Annotated in this window: 15 protein-coding genes, 1 tRNA gene and 1 pseudogene; 7 read left to right on the top strand and 10 right to left on the bottom strand. The window is 74.3% G+C overall.

The genetic code is table 11. The annotated features are described in order from the left end of the window. Positions 1 to 249 precede the first annotated feature (249 nt). The 5 genes from thrB to argS all read right to left on the bottom strand — a co-directional run bounded on the left by thrB (position 250) and on the right by argS (position 6,911). Positions 250 to 1,152, bottom strand: a complete 903-nt coding sequence (thrB, locus tag AC0GKK_RS21015; protein ID WP_346108982.1) for a homoserine kinase — start codon at positions 1,150 to 1,152, stop codon at positions 250 to 252. Beyond that, positions 1,152 to 2,168, bottom strand: a complete 1,017-nt coding sequence (thrC, locus tag AC0GKK_RS21010) for a threonine synthase (protein ID WP_244326353.1) — start codon at positions 2,166 to 2,168, stop codon at positions 1,152 to 1,154. The genes thrB and thrC overlap by 1 nt, the downstream gene beginning before the upstream one ends. Before the next feature lie 164 nt (positions 2,169 to 2,332). After that, a complete protein-coding gene (locus tag AC0GKK_RS21005; protein ID WP_489882355.1) occupies positions 2,333 to 3,712 on the bottom strand; it encodes a homoserine dehydrogenase in 1,380 nt (459 codons plus the stop codon). Between the two features lie 99 nt (positions 3,713 to 3,811). Continuing rightward, positions 3,812 to 5,260 (bottom strand): diaminopimelate decarboxylase, encoded by a 1,449-nt coding sequence (lysA, locus tag AC0GKK_RS21000; RefSeq protein WP_251784139.1) that lies wholly within the window; start codon positions 5,258 to 5,260, stop codon positions 3,812 to 3,814. A 1-nt stretch (position 5,261) separates the two neighbouring features. Continuing rightward, positions 5,262 to 6,911, bottom strand: a complete 1,650-nt coding sequence (gene argS / locus AC0GKK_RS20995) for an arginine--tRNA ligase (RefSeq protein ID WP_224401550.1) — start codon at positions 6,909 to 6,911, stop codon at positions 5,262 to 5,264. A gap of 74 nt (positions 6,912 to 6,985) precedes the next feature. Here argS and AC0GKK_RS20990 point away from each other — a divergent pair, with 74 nt between their 5' ends. The 6 genes and pseudogenes from AC0GKK_RS20990 (at position 6,986) to AC0GKK_RS20965 (ending at position 11,749) form a co-directional block, all read left to right on the top strand. Then, positions 6,986 to 7,681 (top strand): hypothetical protein, encoded by a 696-nt coding sequence (locus tag AC0GKK_RS20990; RefSeq protein ID WP_489882354.1) that lies wholly within the window; start codon positions 6,986 to 6,988, stop codon positions 7,679 to 7,681. 10 nt (positions 7,682 to 7,691) lie between these two features. Next, positions 7,692 to 8,584 (top strand): annotated as a pseudogene (locus tag AC0GKK_RS20985) (IS5 family transposase). Positions 8,585 to 8,648: 64 nt separating this feature from the next. Continuing rightward, the gene (locus AC0GKK_RS20980) at positions 8,649 to 10,064 is read left to right on the top strand and encodes a DUF8728 domain-containing protein (protein ID WP_489882353.1); all 1,416 of its coding nucleotides are present in this window, start codon (positions 8,649 to 8,651) and stop codon (positions 10,062 to 10,064) included. Between the two features lie 56 nt (positions 10,065 to 10,120). Continuing rightward, positions 10,121 to 10,951, top strand: a complete 831-nt coding sequence (locus AC0GKK_RS20975) for a thioredoxin-like domain-containing protein (protein WP_208820538.1) — start codon at positions 10,121 to 10,123, stop codon at positions 10,949 to 10,951. A 7-nt stretch (positions 10,952 to 10,958) separates the two neighbouring features. Further along, positions 10,959 to 11,615 carry a DUF305 domain-containing protein gene (locus AC0GKK_RS20970; protein ID WP_489882352.1) on the top strand — a complete coding sequence of 219 codons (657 nt, stop codon included), beginning with the start codon at positions 10,959 to 10,961 and terminating at the stop codon, positions 11,613 to 11,615. Between the two features lie 62 nt (positions 11,616 to 11,677). Continuing rightward, positions 11,678 to 11,749 (top strand) — tRNA-Arg (locus AC0GKK_RS20965). 343 nt (positions 11,750 to 12,092) lie between these two features. Here the strand turns inward: AC0GKK_RS20965 and AC0GKK_RS20960 are convergent. The 3 genes from AC0GKK_RS20960 to AC0GKK_RS20950 all read right to left on the bottom strand — a co-directional run bounded on the left by AC0GKK_RS20960 (position 12,093) and on the right by AC0GKK_RS20950 (position 14,223). Beyond that, positions 12,093 to 12,758 (bottom strand): dimethylsulfonioproprionate lyase family protein, encoded by a 666-nt coding sequence (locus AC0GKK_RS20960; RefSeq protein WP_489882351.1) that lies wholly within the window; start codon positions 12,756 to 12,758, stop codon positions 12,093 to 12,095. 331 nt (positions 12,759 to 13,089) lie between these two features. Next, the gene (locus AC0GKK_RS20955) at positions 13,090 to 13,569 is read right to left on the bottom strand and encodes a DinB family protein (RefSeq protein ID WP_208820577.1); all 480 of its coding nucleotides are present in this window, start codon (positions 13,567 to 13,569) and stop codon (positions 13,090 to 13,092) included. Between the two features lie 3 nt (positions 13,570 to 13,572). Next, entirely contained in the window at positions 13,573 to 14,223 is a 651-nt protein-coding gene (locus AC0GKK_RS20950) for an SAM-dependent methyltransferase (RefSeq protein WP_376772638.1), read from the bottom strand. A gap of 122 nt (positions 14,224 to 14,345) precedes the next feature. Here AC0GKK_RS20950 and AC0GKK_RS20945 point away from each other — a divergent pair, with 122 nt between their 5' ends. Next, positions 14,346 to 14,942, top strand: a complete 597-nt coding sequence (locus AC0GKK_RS20945) for a helix-turn-helix domain-containing protein (protein WP_405415337.1) — start codon at positions 14,346 to 14,348, stop codon at positions 14,940 to 14,942. Positions 14,943 to 15,093: 151 nt separating this feature from the next. Here the strand turns inward: AC0GKK_RS20945 and AC0GKK_RS20940 are convergent, their stop codons facing one another. Both AC0GKK_RS20940 and rph read right to left on the bottom strand, forming a co-directional pair. Then, positions 15,094 to 15,528 carry a VOC family protein gene (locus AC0GKK_RS20940; protein ID WP_179761929.1) on the bottom strand — a complete coding sequence of 145 codons (435 nt, stop codon included), beginning with the start codon at positions 15,526 to 15,528 and terminating at the stop codon, positions 15,094 to 15,096. A gap of 77 nt (positions 15,529 to 15,605) precedes the next feature. Further along, positions 15,606 to 18,194, bottom strand: coding sequence for a rifamycin-inactivating phosphotransferase (gene rph, locus AC0GKK_RS20935; RefSeq protein ID WP_489882350.1), 2,589 nt, complete (start codon positions 18,192 to 18,194; stop codon positions 15,606 to 15,608). Between the last annotated feature and the right edge of the window lie 24 nt (positions 18,195 to 18,218).

Below are 18,218 nucleotides of genomic sequence, written 5' to 3'. Positions count from 1 at the left end.
GTATCGGCAGCATTCACAGATGGAGTCCCACGACGACGTCGCGGGAGTCAGGCCGCCCGTTCGGGATTCCGAGTCCAGTTCAGAAAGGAGATCGGGCGAGCGGGCCCGGCCGCAAGACTACGCCGATGTCGCGTGGATCGCCATGCACGGGCGAGACTAGTCCGTACACCCCGGGGCGGCAACAACCCCCTCGGGCGACGCGCCGACGCACGGGGTCGCGTACCTCACGTTCCCGGCGGGCACCGGTGCTCAGCGGACCTCGACCTGCACACCGGTGGTGTCGACCGGCAGCCGCTGCACCGCGAAACCGTCGGTGTCGACGCCGTCGGGCAGCGCGCCGTCGCCGGTCAGGGCCAGCACCGTCGGCCCGGCGCCGGAGATCGCGGCGGGTACGCCGTGCTCCCGCAGCGCCTCGACCAGCCGCAGCGACGACGGGTACGCCGGACGCCGGTAGGGCTGGTGCAGCCGGTCCTCGGTGGCCGCCATGAGCAGGTCCGGCCGCCGGGTCATCGCCAGCACCGCCAGCGCGCAGCGGCTGCCGGTGAACGCGGCGTCGGCCAGCGGGACCTGCTCGGGCAGCAGCCCCCGGGTGGTCTTGGTCGAGGACTCGACGTCGGGCACGCAGGCGACCGGGTGCACGTCGGGGTGCACGTCCAGCTTCTCGGCGTGGAAGCGCCGGGCCGAGCCCGCCGCCTCCCAGGCCACCACGAACCCGCCGAGCAGACTGGCCGCGGCGTTGTCGGCGTGGCCCTCCATCCCGGCGGAGAGCTGCAGCAGCGCGTCGCGCTCCAGCTCCGGGTCCCGCCCGGCCAGCACGGCGGCGGCCGTCACCCCGGCGACGGCGGCCGCCGCGGAGCTGCCGAGGCCGCGTGAGTGCGGCACCGCGTTGAGGCAGCGCAGCCGCAGCCCCGCGGGCGCCCCGCCGAACGTCTCGAAGGCCAGACGCATCGCCCGCAGGACCAGGTGCCGCTCGTCGCGCGGGACGTGCCGGCAGCCCTGCCCCGCGACGTCGACGAACAACCCCGGCGTCTCGAACGTCTCGACCTCGATCTCGTCGTACAGCGCCAGGGCCATGCCGAGGGAGTCGAAGCCGGGGCCGAGGTTGGCCGTCGACCCCGGGACCCGCACCAGTACGCGCGTCGGGCGACCCATCAGGCCAGCTCGAGCGCCGCCGCGACCGCCCCGGGGTCGATCGGGACGATCTCCGGGTCCGGCGCGGTGAGCAGGGCGGTGTCGGGGTCCTTCAGGCCGTGCCCGGTCACCGTGCACACCACGAGGGAGCCGGTGGGCAGCGATCCGTCGGCGTGGCTCTGCAGCAGCCCGGCGACGCTGGACGCCGATGCGGGCTCGACGAACACGCCCTCCTGCGCGGACAGCATCCGGTAGGCGGCGAGGATCTCGTCGTCGGTGACGGCCGCGAACTTCCCGTTCGACTCGTCGCGCGCGGTGGTCGCGCCCTTCCACGAGGCGGGGGCACCGATCCGGATGGCGGTCGCGATCGTCTCGGGGTCGCTCACCGGGGCGCCGTGCACCAGCGGCGCGGCGCCGGCGGCCTGGAACCCGAACATCCGCGGCAGCGCGGCGATGACGCCGTCGGCGTGGTAGCCGCGGTAGCCGTGCCAGTACGCGGTGATGTTGCCGGCGTTGCCGACCGGCAGGCAGTGCACGTCCGGGGCGCGGCCCAGCTGGTCGCAGATCTCGTAGGCGGCCGAGGCCTGGCCGGCGATCCGGGTCGGGTTCACCGAGTTGACCAGCGCGATCGCCGGGTAGTCGGCGGTCGTCTTGCGGGCCAGCTCCAGGCAGTCGTCGAAGTTGCCGTCGATCTGCAGGATCCGGGCGCCGTGTGCGACGGCCTGGGCGAGCTTGCCCAGCGCGATCTTCCCGGTCGGCACGAGCACCGCGCAGGTCATCCCGGCACGGGTGGCGTAGGCGGCCGCCGACGCCGAGGTGTTGCCGGTGGAGGCGCACAGCACGCTGGACTTGCCGTCGGCGAGCGCGGCGGTGACCGCCATCGTCATGCCGCGGTCCTTGAACGAGCCGGTCGGGTTGGCGCCGTCGACCTTCAGGTAGACCTGGCAGCCGGTCAGCTCCGACAGCCGGGGGGCCGGCAGCAGCGGCGTGCCGCCCTCCCCGAGCGTCACCACGGTCCAGTCCGGCTGCACGGGCATCCGGTCGCGGTAGGCCTCGATGACACCCGGCCACTGGCCGGGTGGCGGCGGCGCGACCGCACCGGCGACCTGGGTCACGGGGCCGAAGGGACCGGAGGCCGGCCCCCGGACTCCTCGCACGCTGTCCGTCACGACCGGTCCACTCCCTGATCCCCCACCTGTGGTCATTCGCCCATACCCAGTGCGCTCACCGCGCGGCCCAGTCCCTCGACCCGCAACACGCCCGCGACGCCGAGCACGTGGTCGAGGTCCAGCAGCGCCGACACCGTGGCCGACAGCGCGGCCTCCGGCGCCGAGTGCGTGACGACCGTCAGCCGGGCCTGGCTGCGGTCCGAGCCGTCGGCCCGGTCCACCGAGCCGTTCACACCGCCGGTCTGGCGGACCGCGGCGATCGAGACGCCGTGCCGGGCGAACTCGCTCGCGATGGCGGCGAGCACGCCCTCACGGTCGGCCACCTCGAGGTCGACGTGGTAGCGCGTCGGCACCTCGCCGATCGGGCGCACCGGCAGGCTGGCGTAGGCCGACTCGCGCGGCCCGCGGCCGCCGCCGACCCGGTTGCGGGCCACCGCGACGAGGTCGCCGAGCACCGCGGAGGCGGTCGGCGCGCCGCCTGCACCCTGGCCGTAGAACATCAGCTGGCCGGCGGCCTCGGCCTCGACGAACACCGCGTTGAACGCGCCGTCGACGCCCGCCAGCGGGTGCGAGTCGGGGACCATCGCCGGGTAGACGCGCGCCGAGACCGACTCGGTCCCGTCCGGGGCCACCACGCGCTCGCAGATGGCGAGCAGCTTGATCGTGCAGCCGAGCCTGCGGGCGGCGGCGACGTCGGCCGAGCTGACCTCGCGCATGCCCTCGCGGTGCACGTCGGAGGCGGTGAAGCGGGTGTGGAACGCCAGCGAGGCCAGGATCGCGGCCTTCGAGGCGGCGTCGTAGCCGTCGACGTCGGCGCTCGGGTCGGCCTCGGCGTAGCCCAGCCGGGTCGCCTCCTCCAGCGCGTCGGCGTAGGACGTCCCGCCCGAGGACATGGCGGAGAGGATGAAGTTCGAGGTGCCGTTGACGATGCCGGCGACCCGGGTGATGCGGTCCCCGGCCAGGGACTCGCGCAGCGGGCGCAGCAGCGGGATCGCCCCGGCGACGGCGGCCTCGTAGTAGAGGTCGGCGCCAGAGGCGTCGGCGGCCTCGGCCAGCGTCGGGCCGTCCTCGGCCAGCAGCGCCTTGTTCGCCGTCACGACCGAGCGGCCGGACTTGAGCGCCTCCAGCAGCCAGCCGCGGACCGGCTCGATCCCGCCGATGACCTCGACGACGACGTCGACGTCGTCGCGGGTCACGAGCTCGCCGGCATCGGTGGTCACCAGGTCCGGGAAGTTCTCGGTCAGCCAGGGGTGCCGGTGCGGTCGCCGCACGGCGACCCCGGCCAGCTCGATGCGGGCTCCCACCCGTGCGGCCAGCTCGTCGGCCTGCTCGGTGATGAGCCGGACCACCTCGGTGCCGACGGTGCCGCAGCCCAGCAGTGCCACCCGGACGGCGCCGGTCTCGCTCGCCACGTGTCCTCCTCGCGTGCGCGCACCCCTCGGGCGCGCGCCGATCATTCCTGGTCGGGCGGGTGCAGACAGGTCCGGGTGGCGGTTCTCACCCGGGTGCGCTCACACCTCGAAACGGAACTGGTCCTCCAGTGTCTCGCGACGCAACAGGGTCCGGTCGACCCCGTCACGGACCGCGACGACAGCAGGGCGCGGCAGCCGGTTGTACCCCGACGCCATGGCATAGCAGTAGGCCCCCGTCGCCGCGACGGCCAGCAGGTCGCCCGGCGCGAGATCGGCCGGCAGCCAGCAGTCGCGCACCACGATGTCACCCGACTCGCAGTGCTTGCCGACCACCCGGGACAGCACGGGGACGTCCCCGCCGGGGACCGAGTCGTGCCCGCTGGCGCGGGACACCAGCCGTACGTCGTACTCGGCGTCGTAGAGGGACGTGCGGATGTTGTCGCTCATCCCGCCGTCGACGCTGACGTAGCGCCGGGAGTACCCGCCGAGCGGGACGTCCTTGACGGTGCCGACCTCGTAGACGGTGACGGTGCCCGGCCCGGCGATGGCCCGGCCCGGCTCGACGGCGATCGCCGGCACGTCCAGCCCGGAGGCGGCGCACTCGCGCTTGACGATCGCGCGCAGCTCCTCGGCCAGCGCCGGCATCGACAGCGGGGTGTCCCCCGGCCGGTAGGCGATGCCGATGCCGCCGCCGAGGTCCAGGGTGCGCAGCGCGGTCAGGTTCTCGCCGCCGTGCTCGGCGTGCAGGTCGGCGAGCACCTTCACCACGCGGCGGGCGGCCGCCTCGAAGCCCTCGGTCTCGAAGATCTGCGAGCCGATGTGGCTGTGCAGCCCGACCAGGCTCAGGTGGCTCGCGGCGAGCACACGGCGGGCGGCCTCCAGCGCCGCGGAGTCCTTCGTGTCGGACCCGGCGATGGAGAACCCGAACTTCTGGTCCTCGTGCGCGGTGGCGATGTACTCGTGGGTGTGCGCCTCGACGCCGACGGTGAGCCGGATCAGCACCGGCGCGACGGTGTCCCGCGCGGCGGCGACGTCGGCGAGCCGGGCGATCTCGTCGAAGGAGTCGACGACGATCCCGCCGACCCCCGCCTCGACCGCGGCCTCCAGCTCGGCGAGGGACTTGTTGTTGCCGTGCAGCGCGATCCGCTCGGGCGGGAACTCCGCGCGCAGCGCCACGGCCAGCTCGCCCCCGGAGCACACGTCCAGCGACAGGCCCTCCTGCGCGACCCAGCGGGCGATCTCGGTGCACAGGAACGCCTTCGCCGCGTAGTGCACGGCCTCGGCCCCGAACGCGGCGGCGAACTCGCTGCAGCGCCCGCGGAAGTCGTCCTCGTCGAGCACGAACAGCGGGGTGCCGTGGGCCGCGGCGAGGTCGCGGACGTCGGCCCCGGCCAGGCGCAGCGCGCCGTCGGCGCCGCGGGCGGCGTGCCGCGGCCAGACCGCGGGTGCCAGCTCGTCGAGCGCCGCGGCGCTCTCCGGGCGGGGCCCGGCCGACTCGGGCGCGGGGGTGAGGCCCGCGTGCATCGGGCCTGCGGGGTGTGCCCTCATGTCACATCCGTTCCGGGGCGTCGACGCCGAGCAGCGCCAGGCCGTTGGCGAGCACCGTGCGGGCGGCGACGCAGAGCGCGAGGCGCGCGCGGTGCAGGTCGGAGACCTCCTCGTCGCCCTGGGGCAGGACGCGGCAGGAGTCGTAGAACTTGTGGTAGGCGCCGGCGAGCGACTCCAGGTAGCGGGCGACCCGGTGCGGCTCGCGCAGCTCGGCGGCGGTGCGCACGACGTCGCCGAACTCGCCGAGGGTGCGGATCAGGTCGCCCTCGCGCGGGTGGGACAACAGGCCGTAGTCCTCGCCGGGGGTGATGCCGAGGTCGGCGGCGTTGCGGGCCAGCGAGGACAGCCGGGCGTGCGCGTACTGGACGTAGAACACCGGGTTCTCGCTGGTCCGGCTGGCCAGCAGGTCCAGGTCGATGTCCAGGCCCGAGTCCACCGAGGACCGCACGAGGGAGTACCGGGCGGCGTCGACGCCGACGGCCCCGACCAGGTCGTCCATCGTCACGACGGTGCCGGCGCGCTTGCTCATCCGGACCGGGGTGCCGTCCTTGACCAGGTTGACCAGCTGGCCGATCAGCACCTCGACCACGGCCGGGTCGTCGCCGAACGCGGCCGCCGCGGCCTTGAGCCGGGCGACGTAGCCGTGGTGGTCGGCGCCGAGCATGTAGATGCACAGGTCGAAGCCGCGGGCCCGCTTGTCGCGCAGGTAGGCGATGTCGCCGGCGATGTAGGCGGGGCGGCCGTCGGACTTGATGACGACGCGGTCCTTGTCGTCGCCGTGGTCGGTCGAGCGCAGCCACCAGGCGCCGTCGGACTCGTAGAGCGAGCCCTTCTCCTTGAGCGCGGCGACGGCGGTCTCCACCGCACCCGAGTCGTGCAGCGACTGCTCGTGGAACCACACGTCGAACTCGACGCGGAACTCCCCCAGCTTCTGCTTGATCTCGGTGAACATGAAGCCGACACCGACCCGGCGGAACACCTCGTCCCGCTCGGCGTCGGACAGGTCCAGCACGCCGGGCTCGGCCGCGACTACCCGCTGGGCGATCTCGGCGATGTAGTCCCCGCCGTAGCCGTTCTCCGGGGCGGGCTCGCCCTGCGCGGCCGCGACCAGGGAGCCGACGAACCGGTCGATCTGGGCGCCGGCGTCGTTGAAGTAATACTCGCGGGTGACCTTCGCGCCACGCGCGGACAGCACCCGGCCCAGCGCGTCACCGACCGCGGCCCACCGGGTGCCGCCCAGGTGCAGCGGGCCGGTCGGGTTGGCGGAGACGAACTCGAGGTTCACGTTGCGCCCGGCCAGCTCGTCGCCGGTGCCGTAGCCCGCGCCCGCGGCGAGGACCTCCCCGACGATCGCGCCCTGGGCGTCGGCGGCCAGGCGCAGGTTGATGAAGCCGGGCCCGGCGATCTCGGCGCTGGCGACGCCGTCACGGGTCGCGAGCTCCTCGGCCAGCCAGGTCGCGAGCTCGCGCGGGTTCACGCCGGCCTTCTTGGCGGTGCGCAGCGCGATGTTGGTCGCGTAGTCGCCGTGGTCGGGGTTGCGGGGACGCTCGACACCCGCATCGGCCGGCAGTGCGGAGACGTCCAGGTCGCGTCGGAGCAGCACGTCCCGCGCGACGTCACGGACCAGGTCGGCGAGCACGTCGGGATTCACCACCCGGATTCTACGGAGGGACCCCCGGCACCCTCATGCAGGTATCCGCACCCCGACCGGCGACGATGCGGGGCGTGACGCCCCCCTCCACCGACCGGAGTACCCGCGCGCCCGTCGTCTCCGGGGCGGTGGCGCTGCTGCTCGGGGCGGGGTTCGTCGCGGTGTCGCTGGCCTACAACCGCGGGAGCCTGGTCCCGCCGCTCGACGACGTCTACATCCACCTGCAGTACGCCCGGCAGTTCGGCGACGGCGAGCCGCTGCGCTACCAGCCGGGTGCGGAGATCACGACGGGCGCGTCGAGCCTGCTGTGGATGGTCCTGCTCGGCGCCGCGCACGCGGTCGGGTTCGACGGCCGGTGGCTGCTCGCCGTCGCCGTCGCGGGCGGGGTCGTCGGCGTCGCCCTCGCCGCGGCGTTCACCTCGGCCGCCGCGACCCGGCTGGGCGGGCGTGCCGCGGGATGGTGGGCGGGACTGCTCACCGCGCTGTGCGGGCCGCTGCTGTGGGGCGGGGCCAGCGGGATGGAGGTGGGCCTGCTCGCGGCCCTGGTCACCGGCACCCTGCTGTCCTACCTTCGCGAACGTCCCCGTTTCCGGTGGACGCCGGTGGTCGCGGCGCTGATGGCCCTCACCCGCCCCGAGGGCTTCCTGCTGGCCGCCGCGTTCACCGCCGCGATGGCGTGGACGCTGCTGCGGTCCCGCCCCGGGACGCCCCCAGGGGAACTCTCGTGGCCTAGGGCGTGTCCTGTAAGGGTTCTGACCTGCTGTCGGTGATCATGCTCGGGTGGTGGTTCGGGGTGAGCTGACGGACAAGGCCTGGGCGCGAATCGAGCCGTTGCTGCCCCCGGTCGCAGGGCGAGGCCGGCGGTGGCGCGATCACCGTCAGGTGATCAACGCGATCCTGTGGAAGCTGCGCACCGGCGCCCCGTGGCGCGACCTGCCCGAGCGCTACGGACCCTGGAAGACCGCGCATGATCGCCTGCGGATCTGGACCGCGGACGGCACCTGGGAACGCATCCTCGACGACGTGATCGTCAAGGATGACGCCGTCGGGAACGTGGAGTGGACCTTCAGCATCGATTCCAGCAGCGTCCGGGTTCACCAGCACTCCGCCGGTGCCCGGATAAAGGGGGCTGCACCACTGGGTGGGTCGAAGCCCTCGCCGTCGACGGAGAAGCCCTCGGACGGTCCCGTGGCGGGCTGACCAGCAAGATTCATCTCGCGGTCGATGGGCGCGGACTGCCGATGTCGGTGATCCTCACCCCGGGCCAGGCCGGGGACAACCCACAACTGCTCCCGCTGCTCGATCAGATCGTGGTCGGCCGAGACGGACCCGGCCGACCACGCACCCGGCCCGACCGGGTGCTGGCCGACAAGGCCTACTCCCTCCCCTCGACCCGCGCGGCGCTACGCCGGCGCCGCATCGCGTTCACCAGCCCCGAACGCAGCGACCAGATCCAGCGCCGACGCGCGAAGGGCCCCCGCGGCGGTCGCTCACCGGCGTTCGACCCGGCCCTCTACGCCAGTCGCAACGTGGTCGAACGCTGCTTCAACCGGCTCAAACAGTTCCGCGCCCTCGTCACCCGCTACGCGAAGCGCGTGGCCTACTACCGATCGGAGATCATCATCGCCGCGACCGTGTTGTGGCTGCGCACCGACTTACAGGACACGCCCTAGGTGGCAACGAGGGTTCCCCTGGGGGCGTGCGGCGGCGCGGGGGCTGCTCGTCGCGGCGCCGGTGGTGGTGTTCGCGGCACAGCTGCTGCTGTTCCGGGTGCTCACCGGGACCTCCCAGGCCAACGGGGTGCTCGCGAAGTCGTGGCTGCACACCGGGTTCCTGCACCAACCGCTGGAGATCGCCGACCACGTGCAGCGCAACGCCGCGGCGCTGCTCGCCTCGCTGGCCGGGCTGTCGGGGCAGGACGTGCTGGCGCCGCTCGCGCTCGTCGTCGCGGTGCTGGGGGTCGCCGCGCTCGCCGCGCGCCGGGAGCGAACCCTCGCGGTCACGCTCGGCGGCGGGCTGGTGCTGGTGGTGGCGGCCGTCGCCACCCTGACGACGGCGATGTGGCAGGACCTGCGCTACCTGCAGCCGTTCCTGCCGCTGCTGCTCCTGCTCGTGGTGCTCGGCGCCGGTCTCGTGCCGCACCGGGCGGCGCGCGGCGGGCTGCTCGCGGTGGTGCTGCTGTTCACCATCGCCGCGACGCCCGCCTGGGCGCTGCGGCTGGGCCAGCAGGCCTCGGCGATGCGCGAGGGGCCGGTGAGCGTCGCGCAGTGGATCGCCGGGAACGTCCCGCCGGGCGACGCCGTGGCCGTCAACGACGTCGGCGCCGCGGCCTGGTTCGGCGGTCACCGCACCGTCGACCTGGTCGGCCTGACCACGAACGGGATGGCCTCGCCGTCGCTGAACGGGCCGGGGACGCTCTACGAGGCGCTGCGCGCGCTGCCGCCGGACGAGCGGCCGCAGTGGTTCGCGGTGTTCGACCGGTGGGGCGGGGTGCCCGTCGCCGACCTCGGCCGCGCCGGGCTGCTCGGCACCGAGCCGGTCATCACCTTCGGGCTCGCCGGGCCGGCCCGGCCGATCTCGGCGTCCGCACCGCAGACCTGCCAGATCGACCGCAGCTGCGACCGGGTGAGCATCTGGCGCGCGGACTGGTCCGCCGCGGACTCCGCGCAGGCACCGGACGCACCCGTGCCCGGCCGGATCGTGGACCACCTGAACGTCGGGGACACCGCCGACGAGGCCGGGCACGGCTGGACGACCGACCCGCCGGTGCTCGGCGTACAGCCGGACTCGGTGCTGGACCGGGCCGTCGTCGCGCCGGGGCGGCTCGTCGCCGACAGCGGCCGGCACGTCGTCGGGGGCGAGACCTTCACCCTCGGCGGCACCGTCCCCGGACGGCCGCTCACCCTGACCGGGCGGATCGGCGCCGGGCCCGCGCTGCCCGGCGAGCGGACCCGGGTGGTCGCCGTCGACGTCGACGGCCGCCCCGCCGGGGAGTGGACGCTGCCGGACGCGCAGCCGTGGGCGCAGGCGTCGTTCACGGTGCCCGGGGAGCTCGTGACCGGTGACCGCGTCACGGTGACCACCCGTCCGGTCGCACCGCTGCTCGCGCCCTACCCCGACTACCGCTCCTACGGGTGGTGGGCGAGCCGCTGACGGCGTCTTCCTAGACTCGGGCGAACCCGCCCGCCGACCACGAACAGGACTCCCCCATGGCCAGCGGCAAGTCCGGCAAGAAGCGACCGTCGATGCCGAGCTCGGTCGGCCGGCGCCAGTTCCCCTGGGGCATGGTCGCCGCGATCACCGTGCTGGTGCTGCTCGCGGGGGCGTTCATCGTCTACCCGCTGGTGCAGCGCAACCAGAACCGGGCCTGGGAGCCCACCGACGACAACCGCAACCCGGCGCTCGCGATCCCCGGCATCGTCAGCCAGGACTACCCGGGCCTGCAGCACGTGCTCGGCTTCCAGCGGGTCGCCTACACCCACAGCCCGCCCTTCGGCGGCGCGCACGACGGCTTCTGGGCCGCGTGCAACGGCGTGGTCTACCCGAACCCGGTCCGCTCAGAGAACCTCGTGCACTCCCTGGAGCACGGCGCCGTGTGGATCGCCTACAACCCCGACACCCTCGACGAGGCGGGCAAGGCCGCACTGTCCCAGCGGGTCGAGGGACAGCCGTACACGGTGATGTCGCCCTACCCGGGCCTCGACGCCCCGATCTCGCTGCAGTCCTGGGGCAACCAGCTGAAGGTCCAGAGCGCCGACGACGAGCGGATCGACCAGTTCATCCGCGCGCTGCGGCTCAACCGCTTCACCCACCCCGAGGTCGGCGCCTCCTGCGACGCCCTCGGCGCGCAGGGCTTCGACCAGGACAACCCGCCGGCCTTCCAGCCGATCCCGGAGCAGTCCGCCGTCGACGGGCAGACGATCCTGCCCGAGAACCAGGGCGCGACCCCCGGCGGCGCCCCGGCGCCCGACCCCACCGTCCCCGGGCAGCCCGCACCCGGGCAGCAGGCCCCGGCGCCCGCACCGGCCCCCGGGCAGTGAGGCCGCGATGACGACCCCGGCCGACGAGACCCCGCTCTGGCGGAACCCGATCACGATCACGCTCGGCGTGATCGCGCTGGTCGCAGTGCTCGTCGCCGGGTTCGCGGTACGCGGCGCGTTCGGCCCGTTCGTGCCCGAGCCGGGCTCGGTCGACGTCGGGTTCGCCCAGGACATGACCGTGCACCACCGTCAGGCCGTCGAGATGGCGTCCTGGGAGCGCGACCGCGCCACCGACCCGCGGGTGCGGCAACTGGCGTTCGACATCGAGACCACCCAGAACCAGCAGGTCGGCCGGATGCAGGGCTGGCTCGGCCTGTGGGACGCGCCGAGCCTGCCCAGCGGCGGCCACATGGCCTGGATGGACGACTCCGCGCACGCCGGCATGTCCGGCAGCGTCGCGACGATGCCGGGCATGGCGAGCACCGCCGACCTCGCGCGGCTGCGGGCCACCCCGCCCGGCGCCGCCCTGGACGTCGAGTTCCTCCAGCTCATGCTGCGCCACCACCAGGGAGGCGTGTCGATGCTCGAGTACGCCCGCGACCACGCCGACACCGGCGAGGTCCGCAACCTCGCCGGGCAGATGCTCTTCTCGCAGAACTCCGAGGCGGACCTGATGCGCGGGCTGCTCGCCGAGCGGGGCGCCGCCCCGCTGCCGCTGAGCTGATCACGCACGGGCCCCCGTGTCGGGGGGTCGCGCACGGTGCGCTACTGTTCTCCCATCGCACGGCCCCCGTAGCTCAGGGGATAGAGCACCGCCCTCCGGAGGCGGGAGCGCAGGTTCGAATCCTGCCGGGGGCACGTCACAGCTCGACAGAACGCGGCCCCTCACCTGCTGGAACAGGGTGAGGGGCCGCGTTCGTCGTGTCCGGCCGCCACCAGCCGTGGATGGCCCGTTGCGGGTGTTCTCCCGACCGCGCCCCGAAGTCGGCTCAGCCCGCCGATCCGCCCGACGCAGCGTCGATGCGCCGACGCGTGGCGTCCTGCCGGCCGTCGATCGTCGGTACGTGGACCTTCGGCAGCACCGCCACCGAGTGCCCGGTCACCGGCCGATCCTCCGTCGAGCGTCGGACACCGGCCCCTCGTGGGAGGTCCGACACGCCCGGACCTACGCCATCAGCCCCGGGCCCCTCCTCGGGATCGCCTATCGAACGCGGCGGCGCGGTGCGGAGAAACGCATTGCCGGCGTCAGGAGCCGTTCGGGCGAACCGATCCAGGAGTAGGCGAGCAGACACGGGGACTGTCGTCCGGTCGTGATGCGGTGTTCGTGCCCGGCCTCGTTGAGAATCAGCGAGCCCGGAGCATGCACTGCACCGTCGTTCTCCGACCATTCTCCGGCGATCGCGACGTAGGATTCCTGGATCCCCCGGTGGTGATGCTGGGGATAGACGGTCTCCGGGGCGAAGAGAACCAGTCCCAGAATGACGCGGTCGGACACCACCGGCCCCTTCGGGCCGACGATCTCGCAGTAGCCGTACTTCTTCACCAGCCCCCGCGGAACCTTCTCGTACCCGTGATCCCACGTCAGCCGGTCGGAGATCCTTCGCAGCGAGTCGCTGAGTACGCCCAGGTCGCCACGCGAGCCCAGATCCAGTGCGCGACCGAGATGGTCGACCACCGGAAGTCGGGTGGGTTCGCGGCCGACGACCTCCGGGTTGTCCTCGAACACGTCGGCGATCGCCTCACGCACCTGCCGCATGTGCGTGCGGATCTGCCGGCTCCCCCCGGCGGAGCCGAACCGGTAGAGCGCATCGAAGTCGCTGATCGTGTAGGCGAAGTCAGGATGATCTCGCAGGCGTGACGTCCCCATGTCCTCGATTCCCCGTCAGCTCTGTCCTTCCTCCGGCGGCTGGTCCCTCTCGGGCTCCCGGGGTGGGGGCATGCTCGGCTCACACCGGACGTGATGTCAACAGTGGACTCGCCGGGGAGCGCCCCGCGGCCGGCACGATGCTCAGCTGGAGCCGCACACTTCTCGGCCGGGAAGAGCGATGTCGGGTCACCCACGTACGTCCTGTCACCACGTCACCGCGAGCCCTCCGAACTGCACGAGCACCGGTGACAGCCCGGGTGCCGGGGCGAGCGACGTGAGAGCGTCCGCCATGGCGGGTCATTCTGCCGACAGGTCGGCGATGGCTCGCTCCTCAGCGCCCGGTGCGGCCGTCGATGCGCTCGCGGAGGATGTCGGCGTGCCCGGCGTGGCGCCCGGTCTCCTCGATCATGTGCACCAGCAGCCACCGCCTCGACGGGGCCGACCTCCGTCCCGCGGGTACCGGCGCAGCCCGGTCCAGGCCGGACCACGTGTCGACGACGGCGTCGGCCCGGGCGGTGGCCTCCCGGTAGGCCGCCACGACGTCCTCGGCGGTGTCCTCCGCCCGCGGCCGGAAGGTCGCGGGCCAGTCCCGGACGGCCTCACCGAGGAAGTAGTGACGCTCGACGTGCGTCAGGTGCGCGACCAGGCCGAGCAGGCTGGTCCCCGAGGGGACCCCGGGCTCGCGGGCGGCGGCGTCCGGGACGCCGAGGGCCTTGGCCGCGACCGCGCCGCGGAGGTGGCCCAGGAACCCGGTCAGGACGCTCTTCTCGTCCGCGGCGTCGGGCGGGAGGGCGGTGTCGCGGCGGGGCACGGGTCAGCTCCGGTGGGTGGCGCCGGCGCGGCGCAGGACCAGGACGGTGTCGACGACCGTGGCGGTACGGCCGTCGGGGCCGGTCGCGAGGCGCCGGGGCTCGTCGGCGCGCTCGACGGCCCATCCGTCGGGATCGAGGCCGAGCCCGGCGGCGATCTCGGCGGCGGTGGGGTGGCGGGCGTCCGGGTCCTGGTTCCACGACCACGGGGCGACGGACCCGTGGTCCACGACGAGGAGCAGCCCGCCCGGGCGCAGTGCGCCCGCGGCGGTCCGCAGCACCGCGTCGCGGTCCAGCGTGAACGGGGTCTGCAGGTACTGGGCGGAGACCAGGTCGAACGTCCCGTCCGGGAACGTCGTCGCGAGGTCGTGGCGCTCGGCGCGGATCCGCGGCGCGAGCCCCTCGGCGCGGCCGCGACGCGCGAGCCCGTCCACGGCGGCGGCGGAGATGTCCACCGCCGTGACGTGCCAGCCGTGCCGGGCCAGCCAGATCGTGTCGCCCCCGGCACCGCATCCGAGGTCCAGGGCCGTGCCCGGTGTCAGCGGGCCGGCGACCTCGGTGAGCAGGGGGTTGGCGCGGGCCTCTCCCCCACCGCGGCGGCGGTAGAGCTCGTCCCAGAAGGTCGCGGGGTCGGACGCGGTCGGCATGGGCTCCATCGGTGGTTCCTCCGGGAGGTGTGGGTGCGGCGTCATCGGCGTCGCCGACGTCGGTTCCTCCGCAGCATCGACACCCGCCGTCCCGGGTTGCAAGGAATCTTGCCGATCGGCAATCTGGCGAGGTGGACGACACCGGACACGACGTGCTCGCCGGCGTGGGCCCGAGGTTGCGGGACCTGCGCCGTCGCCGCGGCGCCACCCTCGACCAGCTCGCGGCGGAGACCGCCCTGACCGCGAGCACCCTGTCCCGGCTGGAGACCGGGAAGCTGCGGCCGACACTGGAGCAGCTGCTGCCGCTGGCCCGGGCGCACGGGGTCCCGCTCGACGACCTCGTGCAGGCACCGCCGACCGGTGACCCCCGCATCCACCTGCGCCCGGTGCGCCACCGCGGGCTGGTGTTCGTCCCGCTGACCCGTCGCGGCGGCGGGGTCCAGGCCTTCAAGGTGGTCTACCCGCCGGCCGCCGCGTCGCCGACGACCGCCCTGCAGACCCACGAGGGCTACGAGTGGTTCTACGTCCTCGACGGCCGGGTGCGGCTGGTCCTCGACGACACCGAGCACCTCCTCGACCCCGGCGAGGTGGTCGAGTTCGACACCGGCACACCGCACTGGATCGGCAGCGCCGACGACCGGCCCGCCGAGACACTCGCGCTGTTCAGCCTGCAGGGGGAACACGCCCACCTCGGCCGGGGTGCGACCGGTGCCGGACACCACGGCTGAGGGGTCGCCGTCGGTGCGACCGGTTCGGCGACCACCGTGATGGCGCCGATCGGCACCGGTCAGCGGCGTCGCGGACCGTGGCGAGGCCCTCCCCGTCGAGCGGTGCCCCGGTGCGCCGGGCCCGGACCCCCAGGGCTGAGGAGGCCCGCGGTCAGCCGCCCTCCTGGGCCAGCGCGACGAGGATCCCGCCCGGCCCGCGCAGGTAGGCCAGGGTGTGCGCGCCGAACGTCACGACGTCGCCGACCGGCTCGGCACCGTGGCCACGCAGCCGCTCCACGGTCTCCGCCAGGTCGGTGACGGCGAACATGACCCGCCGGATGCCGAGCACGTTCACCGCGGCGCCCGGATCACCCACCGGCGACGACGGCGACTCGAACCGCATCAGCTCCAGCCGGCCGTAGCCGTCGGGCGTCCGCACGACGGCCATGTCGCACCGCACGCCGTCGAGCCCGACCAGCCGGTCCACGTCCGGGCCCGCCACCGTCGCCCGGCCCTCCTCCTCCAGGCCGAGCGCACCGAAGAACGCGACCGCCTCGTCGAGGTCGGTGACGACGACGCCGACGTTGTCCATCCGCAGCACGCTCATGACATCCTCCCGACCGCGCGGCCCCGGTGGCCGCGTCCGCCCCGGGGACGGAGCCGGTCCCCGGTTCTCGACATGTGTCAGCCGAGGATCTCGACCAGCCCGCTCCCGCCGTCCACCCGGACCCGCTGACCGTCCCGGATCAGCCGGGTCGCGCCCTCCACCCCGACCACGGCGGGCAGGCCGTACTCGCGGGCGACGACGGCGCCGTGGGTCATCCGCCCGCCCACCTCGGTGACCAGCCCCGCGACCGTGACGAACGCCGGCGTCCAGCTGGGGTCGGTGTAGGCGGTGACCAGCACGTCTCCGGGTTCGAGCGCGGCCCCGGACAGGTCGGCGACGACGCGGGCGCGGCCCTCGACCGTCCCGGCCGACACCGCGAGCCCGGCGAGTGCTCCGGGCGGCACGTCGTCGCGGTGGTAGGAGCCCTGCAGGCACTCGCCGTCGGAGGTCAGCACCCGCGGCGGGGTCAGCGCCTCGTACGCGGCGAACTCCGCCCGCCGGGCGCGCACCAGCGCGAGGTCGGCGTGCCCGGTGCGCGAGACCTGTTCCAGCTCGTCGAACCGCAGGTAGTAGGCGTCGGTGCGGTCGTCGAGCACGCGTGCGGCGACGAGCCGGTCGGCCTCGGCGAGCAGCGCGGCCCGGTAGACCGCGTAGCGCGAGACCATGCCGAACTTGGGGAACTCGCGGTAGCCGATGAAGGTCCGCAGCCGGTCGATCATCAGCGCCGTCCGCGCGGCCCGTGCCTCGCCGTCGACCCCGGCCCGCAGCCGGGCCAGCAGGTCGTCGCGGGTCGCCTCGGCGGCGCGGCGCCCCTCCTCGAACCGGCGGCGCCCGGCGCCGGGCTCCTCGCCGTCGACGTGACCGAGGATCAGCGGCACGAGCGCGGCCGGGCGCTCGTGCCACCGCGGCCGGCTGATGTCGATCTCGCCGACGCAGCGGGCCCCGTAGGCGTCGAGCCAGCCGACGATCGCGTCGCGGGCCACCGCGCCGCCCTCCACCGACCCCAGCGCGTCGAGCACGTCGTCCCCGGCCTCGCGCAGCAGCGCCACCGCCGCCGGGTACGGGCGGACCGCGTCGGCGACGTCGAGCAGCGCGAGACCCATCTGCGAGGTCACGTTGTCGGGCACCGACCGGGTCAGCACGTCCGACGGCCGCTCCCCCAGCCACTCACCGACGTGCTCGTCGATCCAGTACGCCGCGTCCATCGCCGTCATGAACACCCGGGTGCTGCGCGGGTTGCTCAGCCGCGCCCGCAGCTCGGGGATGTCCTCGCGGATCGCGACGAACAGCTCCGGTCCGACGCGGCCGTGGATCCGTCGCGCCGCGTCGGCCACCGACGCCCGTCCCTCGGCGACCAGCTCGGCGACCAGTGCCGGGTCCGGGTCCAGCGGCTCGGTGGTCGGCGCGCCGTGCACCGGGGCGGGCGTCGCCGGATCCTCCCCGAGCGGGACCGCGCCGCGGTCGAGCACGGTGCGCAGCGCGTCGGTCATCAGCGGGTCCGACCGGCCCATCACCGCGAGCAGGCCGGCCCGTCCGGAGGGGGTGCCCAGCGCGGCGGTGACGTCGACGAACAGCCGCCCGCCGGCCTCGGCCATCGGGCGCGGCGTCGTCATCTGCCAGAACGACAGCCCGAGCGGACGCATCGCGTCGGTCATCATCTGCTGGTAGCCGACCGACAGGTAGACGTGGAGGTGGTCGTCGCCGGTGTCGGGGACCGGGAACAGCGTGGTGATCGGGCGGCTCTGGACGACCTGGAACCGGCCGCCGGACAGGCACCACTCGATGTCCTGCGGGCTCCCCAGCCCGGCCTCGACCGTCCGGCCGAGCCGGACCAGCTCCCGTACCCGGTCCTCGGTGAGCAGGGGCGGGCCGTCCGGGTCGAGCCGCTCGGTGCGGGTGCCGCCGCCCGGCGCAGGCTGCACCGCGACCGTCCGCGGTGCGATCCGCGTGTCGACGACGGTGTCGGCACGGACCGTCCACGCGTCCGCGGCGACCAGGCCGGACACCAGCGCCTCCCCCAGCCCGGGCACCGCCTCGACGACGGTCACGGTCCGATCGGAGGTCACCGGGTCGGCGGTGAACAGCACCCCGGACACATTCGGGACGACCATCTCCTGGATCACCACCGCCATCGCGACGGCGCGGTGGTCCAGGCCGCGGCGCCGGCGGTAGGCCACGGCGCGGTCGGTGAACAGCGACGCCCAGCAGTCCCGCATCCGGTCGAGCACCGCGTCGGCGCCGACCACGTTCAGGTACGAGTCCTGCTGCCCGGCGAACGACGCCGTCGGCAGGTCCTCGGCGGTCGCGCTGGAGCGCACCGCCCACGCCGTCCCGGCCGGGGCCCGGCCGACCGCCGCGGTGACCGCCGCCGCGACGTCGTCGGGGACCGGCCGGGACGCCACCAGCCCGCGGAGCTCGGCGGCGACCGCGGCGAGCCCGTCGGCGTCGTCGGCGGGCAGTCCGGCCAGGCGGTCCAGCAACGCGTCGAACCCGGGCGCACCCTCCACGACGGCCCGGTAGGCGCCGGTGGTCACGCACCAGCCGCCCGGGACCGTGATCCCCGCCGTCCGGGTCAGCTCCCCCAGGTGCGCGGCCTTCCCCCCGACGACGCCGAGCCGGTCCCGGCCGACCTCGCCCAACTGCAGCAGCACCTCGTGCACTCCCACCCCCGTGTCACCACGACGCTGCAG

Source organism: Pseudonocardia sp. P-1, from assembly GCF_058111925.1.
Note: the sequence above shows the minus strand (reverse complement) of the source record. Positions and strands in the feature narration are given on the sequence as shown.

Coding starts and splice junctions, on each gene's coding strand:
- AC0GKK_RS20970 (WP_489882352.1), top strand. CDS start 10,959: ATGACGACCCCGGCCGACGAGACCCCGCTCTGGCGGAACCCGATCACG.
- thrB (WP_346108982.1), bottom strand. CDS start 1,152: ATGGGTCGCCCGACGCGCGTACTGGTGCGGGTCCCGGGGTCGACGGCC.
- AC0GKK_RS20975 (WP_208820538.1), top strand. CDS start 10,121: ATGGCCAGCGGCAAGTCCGGCAAGAAGCGACCGTCGATGCCGAGCTCG.
- lysA (WP_251784139.1), bottom strand. CDS start 5,260: ATGAGGGCACACCCCGCAGGCCCGATGCACGCGGGCCTCACCCCCGCG.
- AC0GKK_RS20960 (WP_489882351.1), bottom strand. CDS start 12,758: ATGGGGACGTCACGCCTGCGAGATCATCCTGACTTCGCCTACACGATC.
- AC0GKK_RS20950 (WP_376772638.1), bottom strand. CDS start 14,223: ATGGAGCCCATGCCGACCGCGTCCGACCCCGCGACCTTCTGGGACGAG.
- AC0GKK_RS20940 (WP_179761929.1), bottom strand. CDS start 15,528: ATGAGCGTGCTGCGGATGGACAACGTCGGCGTCGTCGTCACCGACCTC.
- thrC (WP_244326353.1), bottom strand. CDS start 2,168: ATGCCCGTGCAGCCGGACTGGACCGTGGTGACGCTCGGGGAGGGCGGC.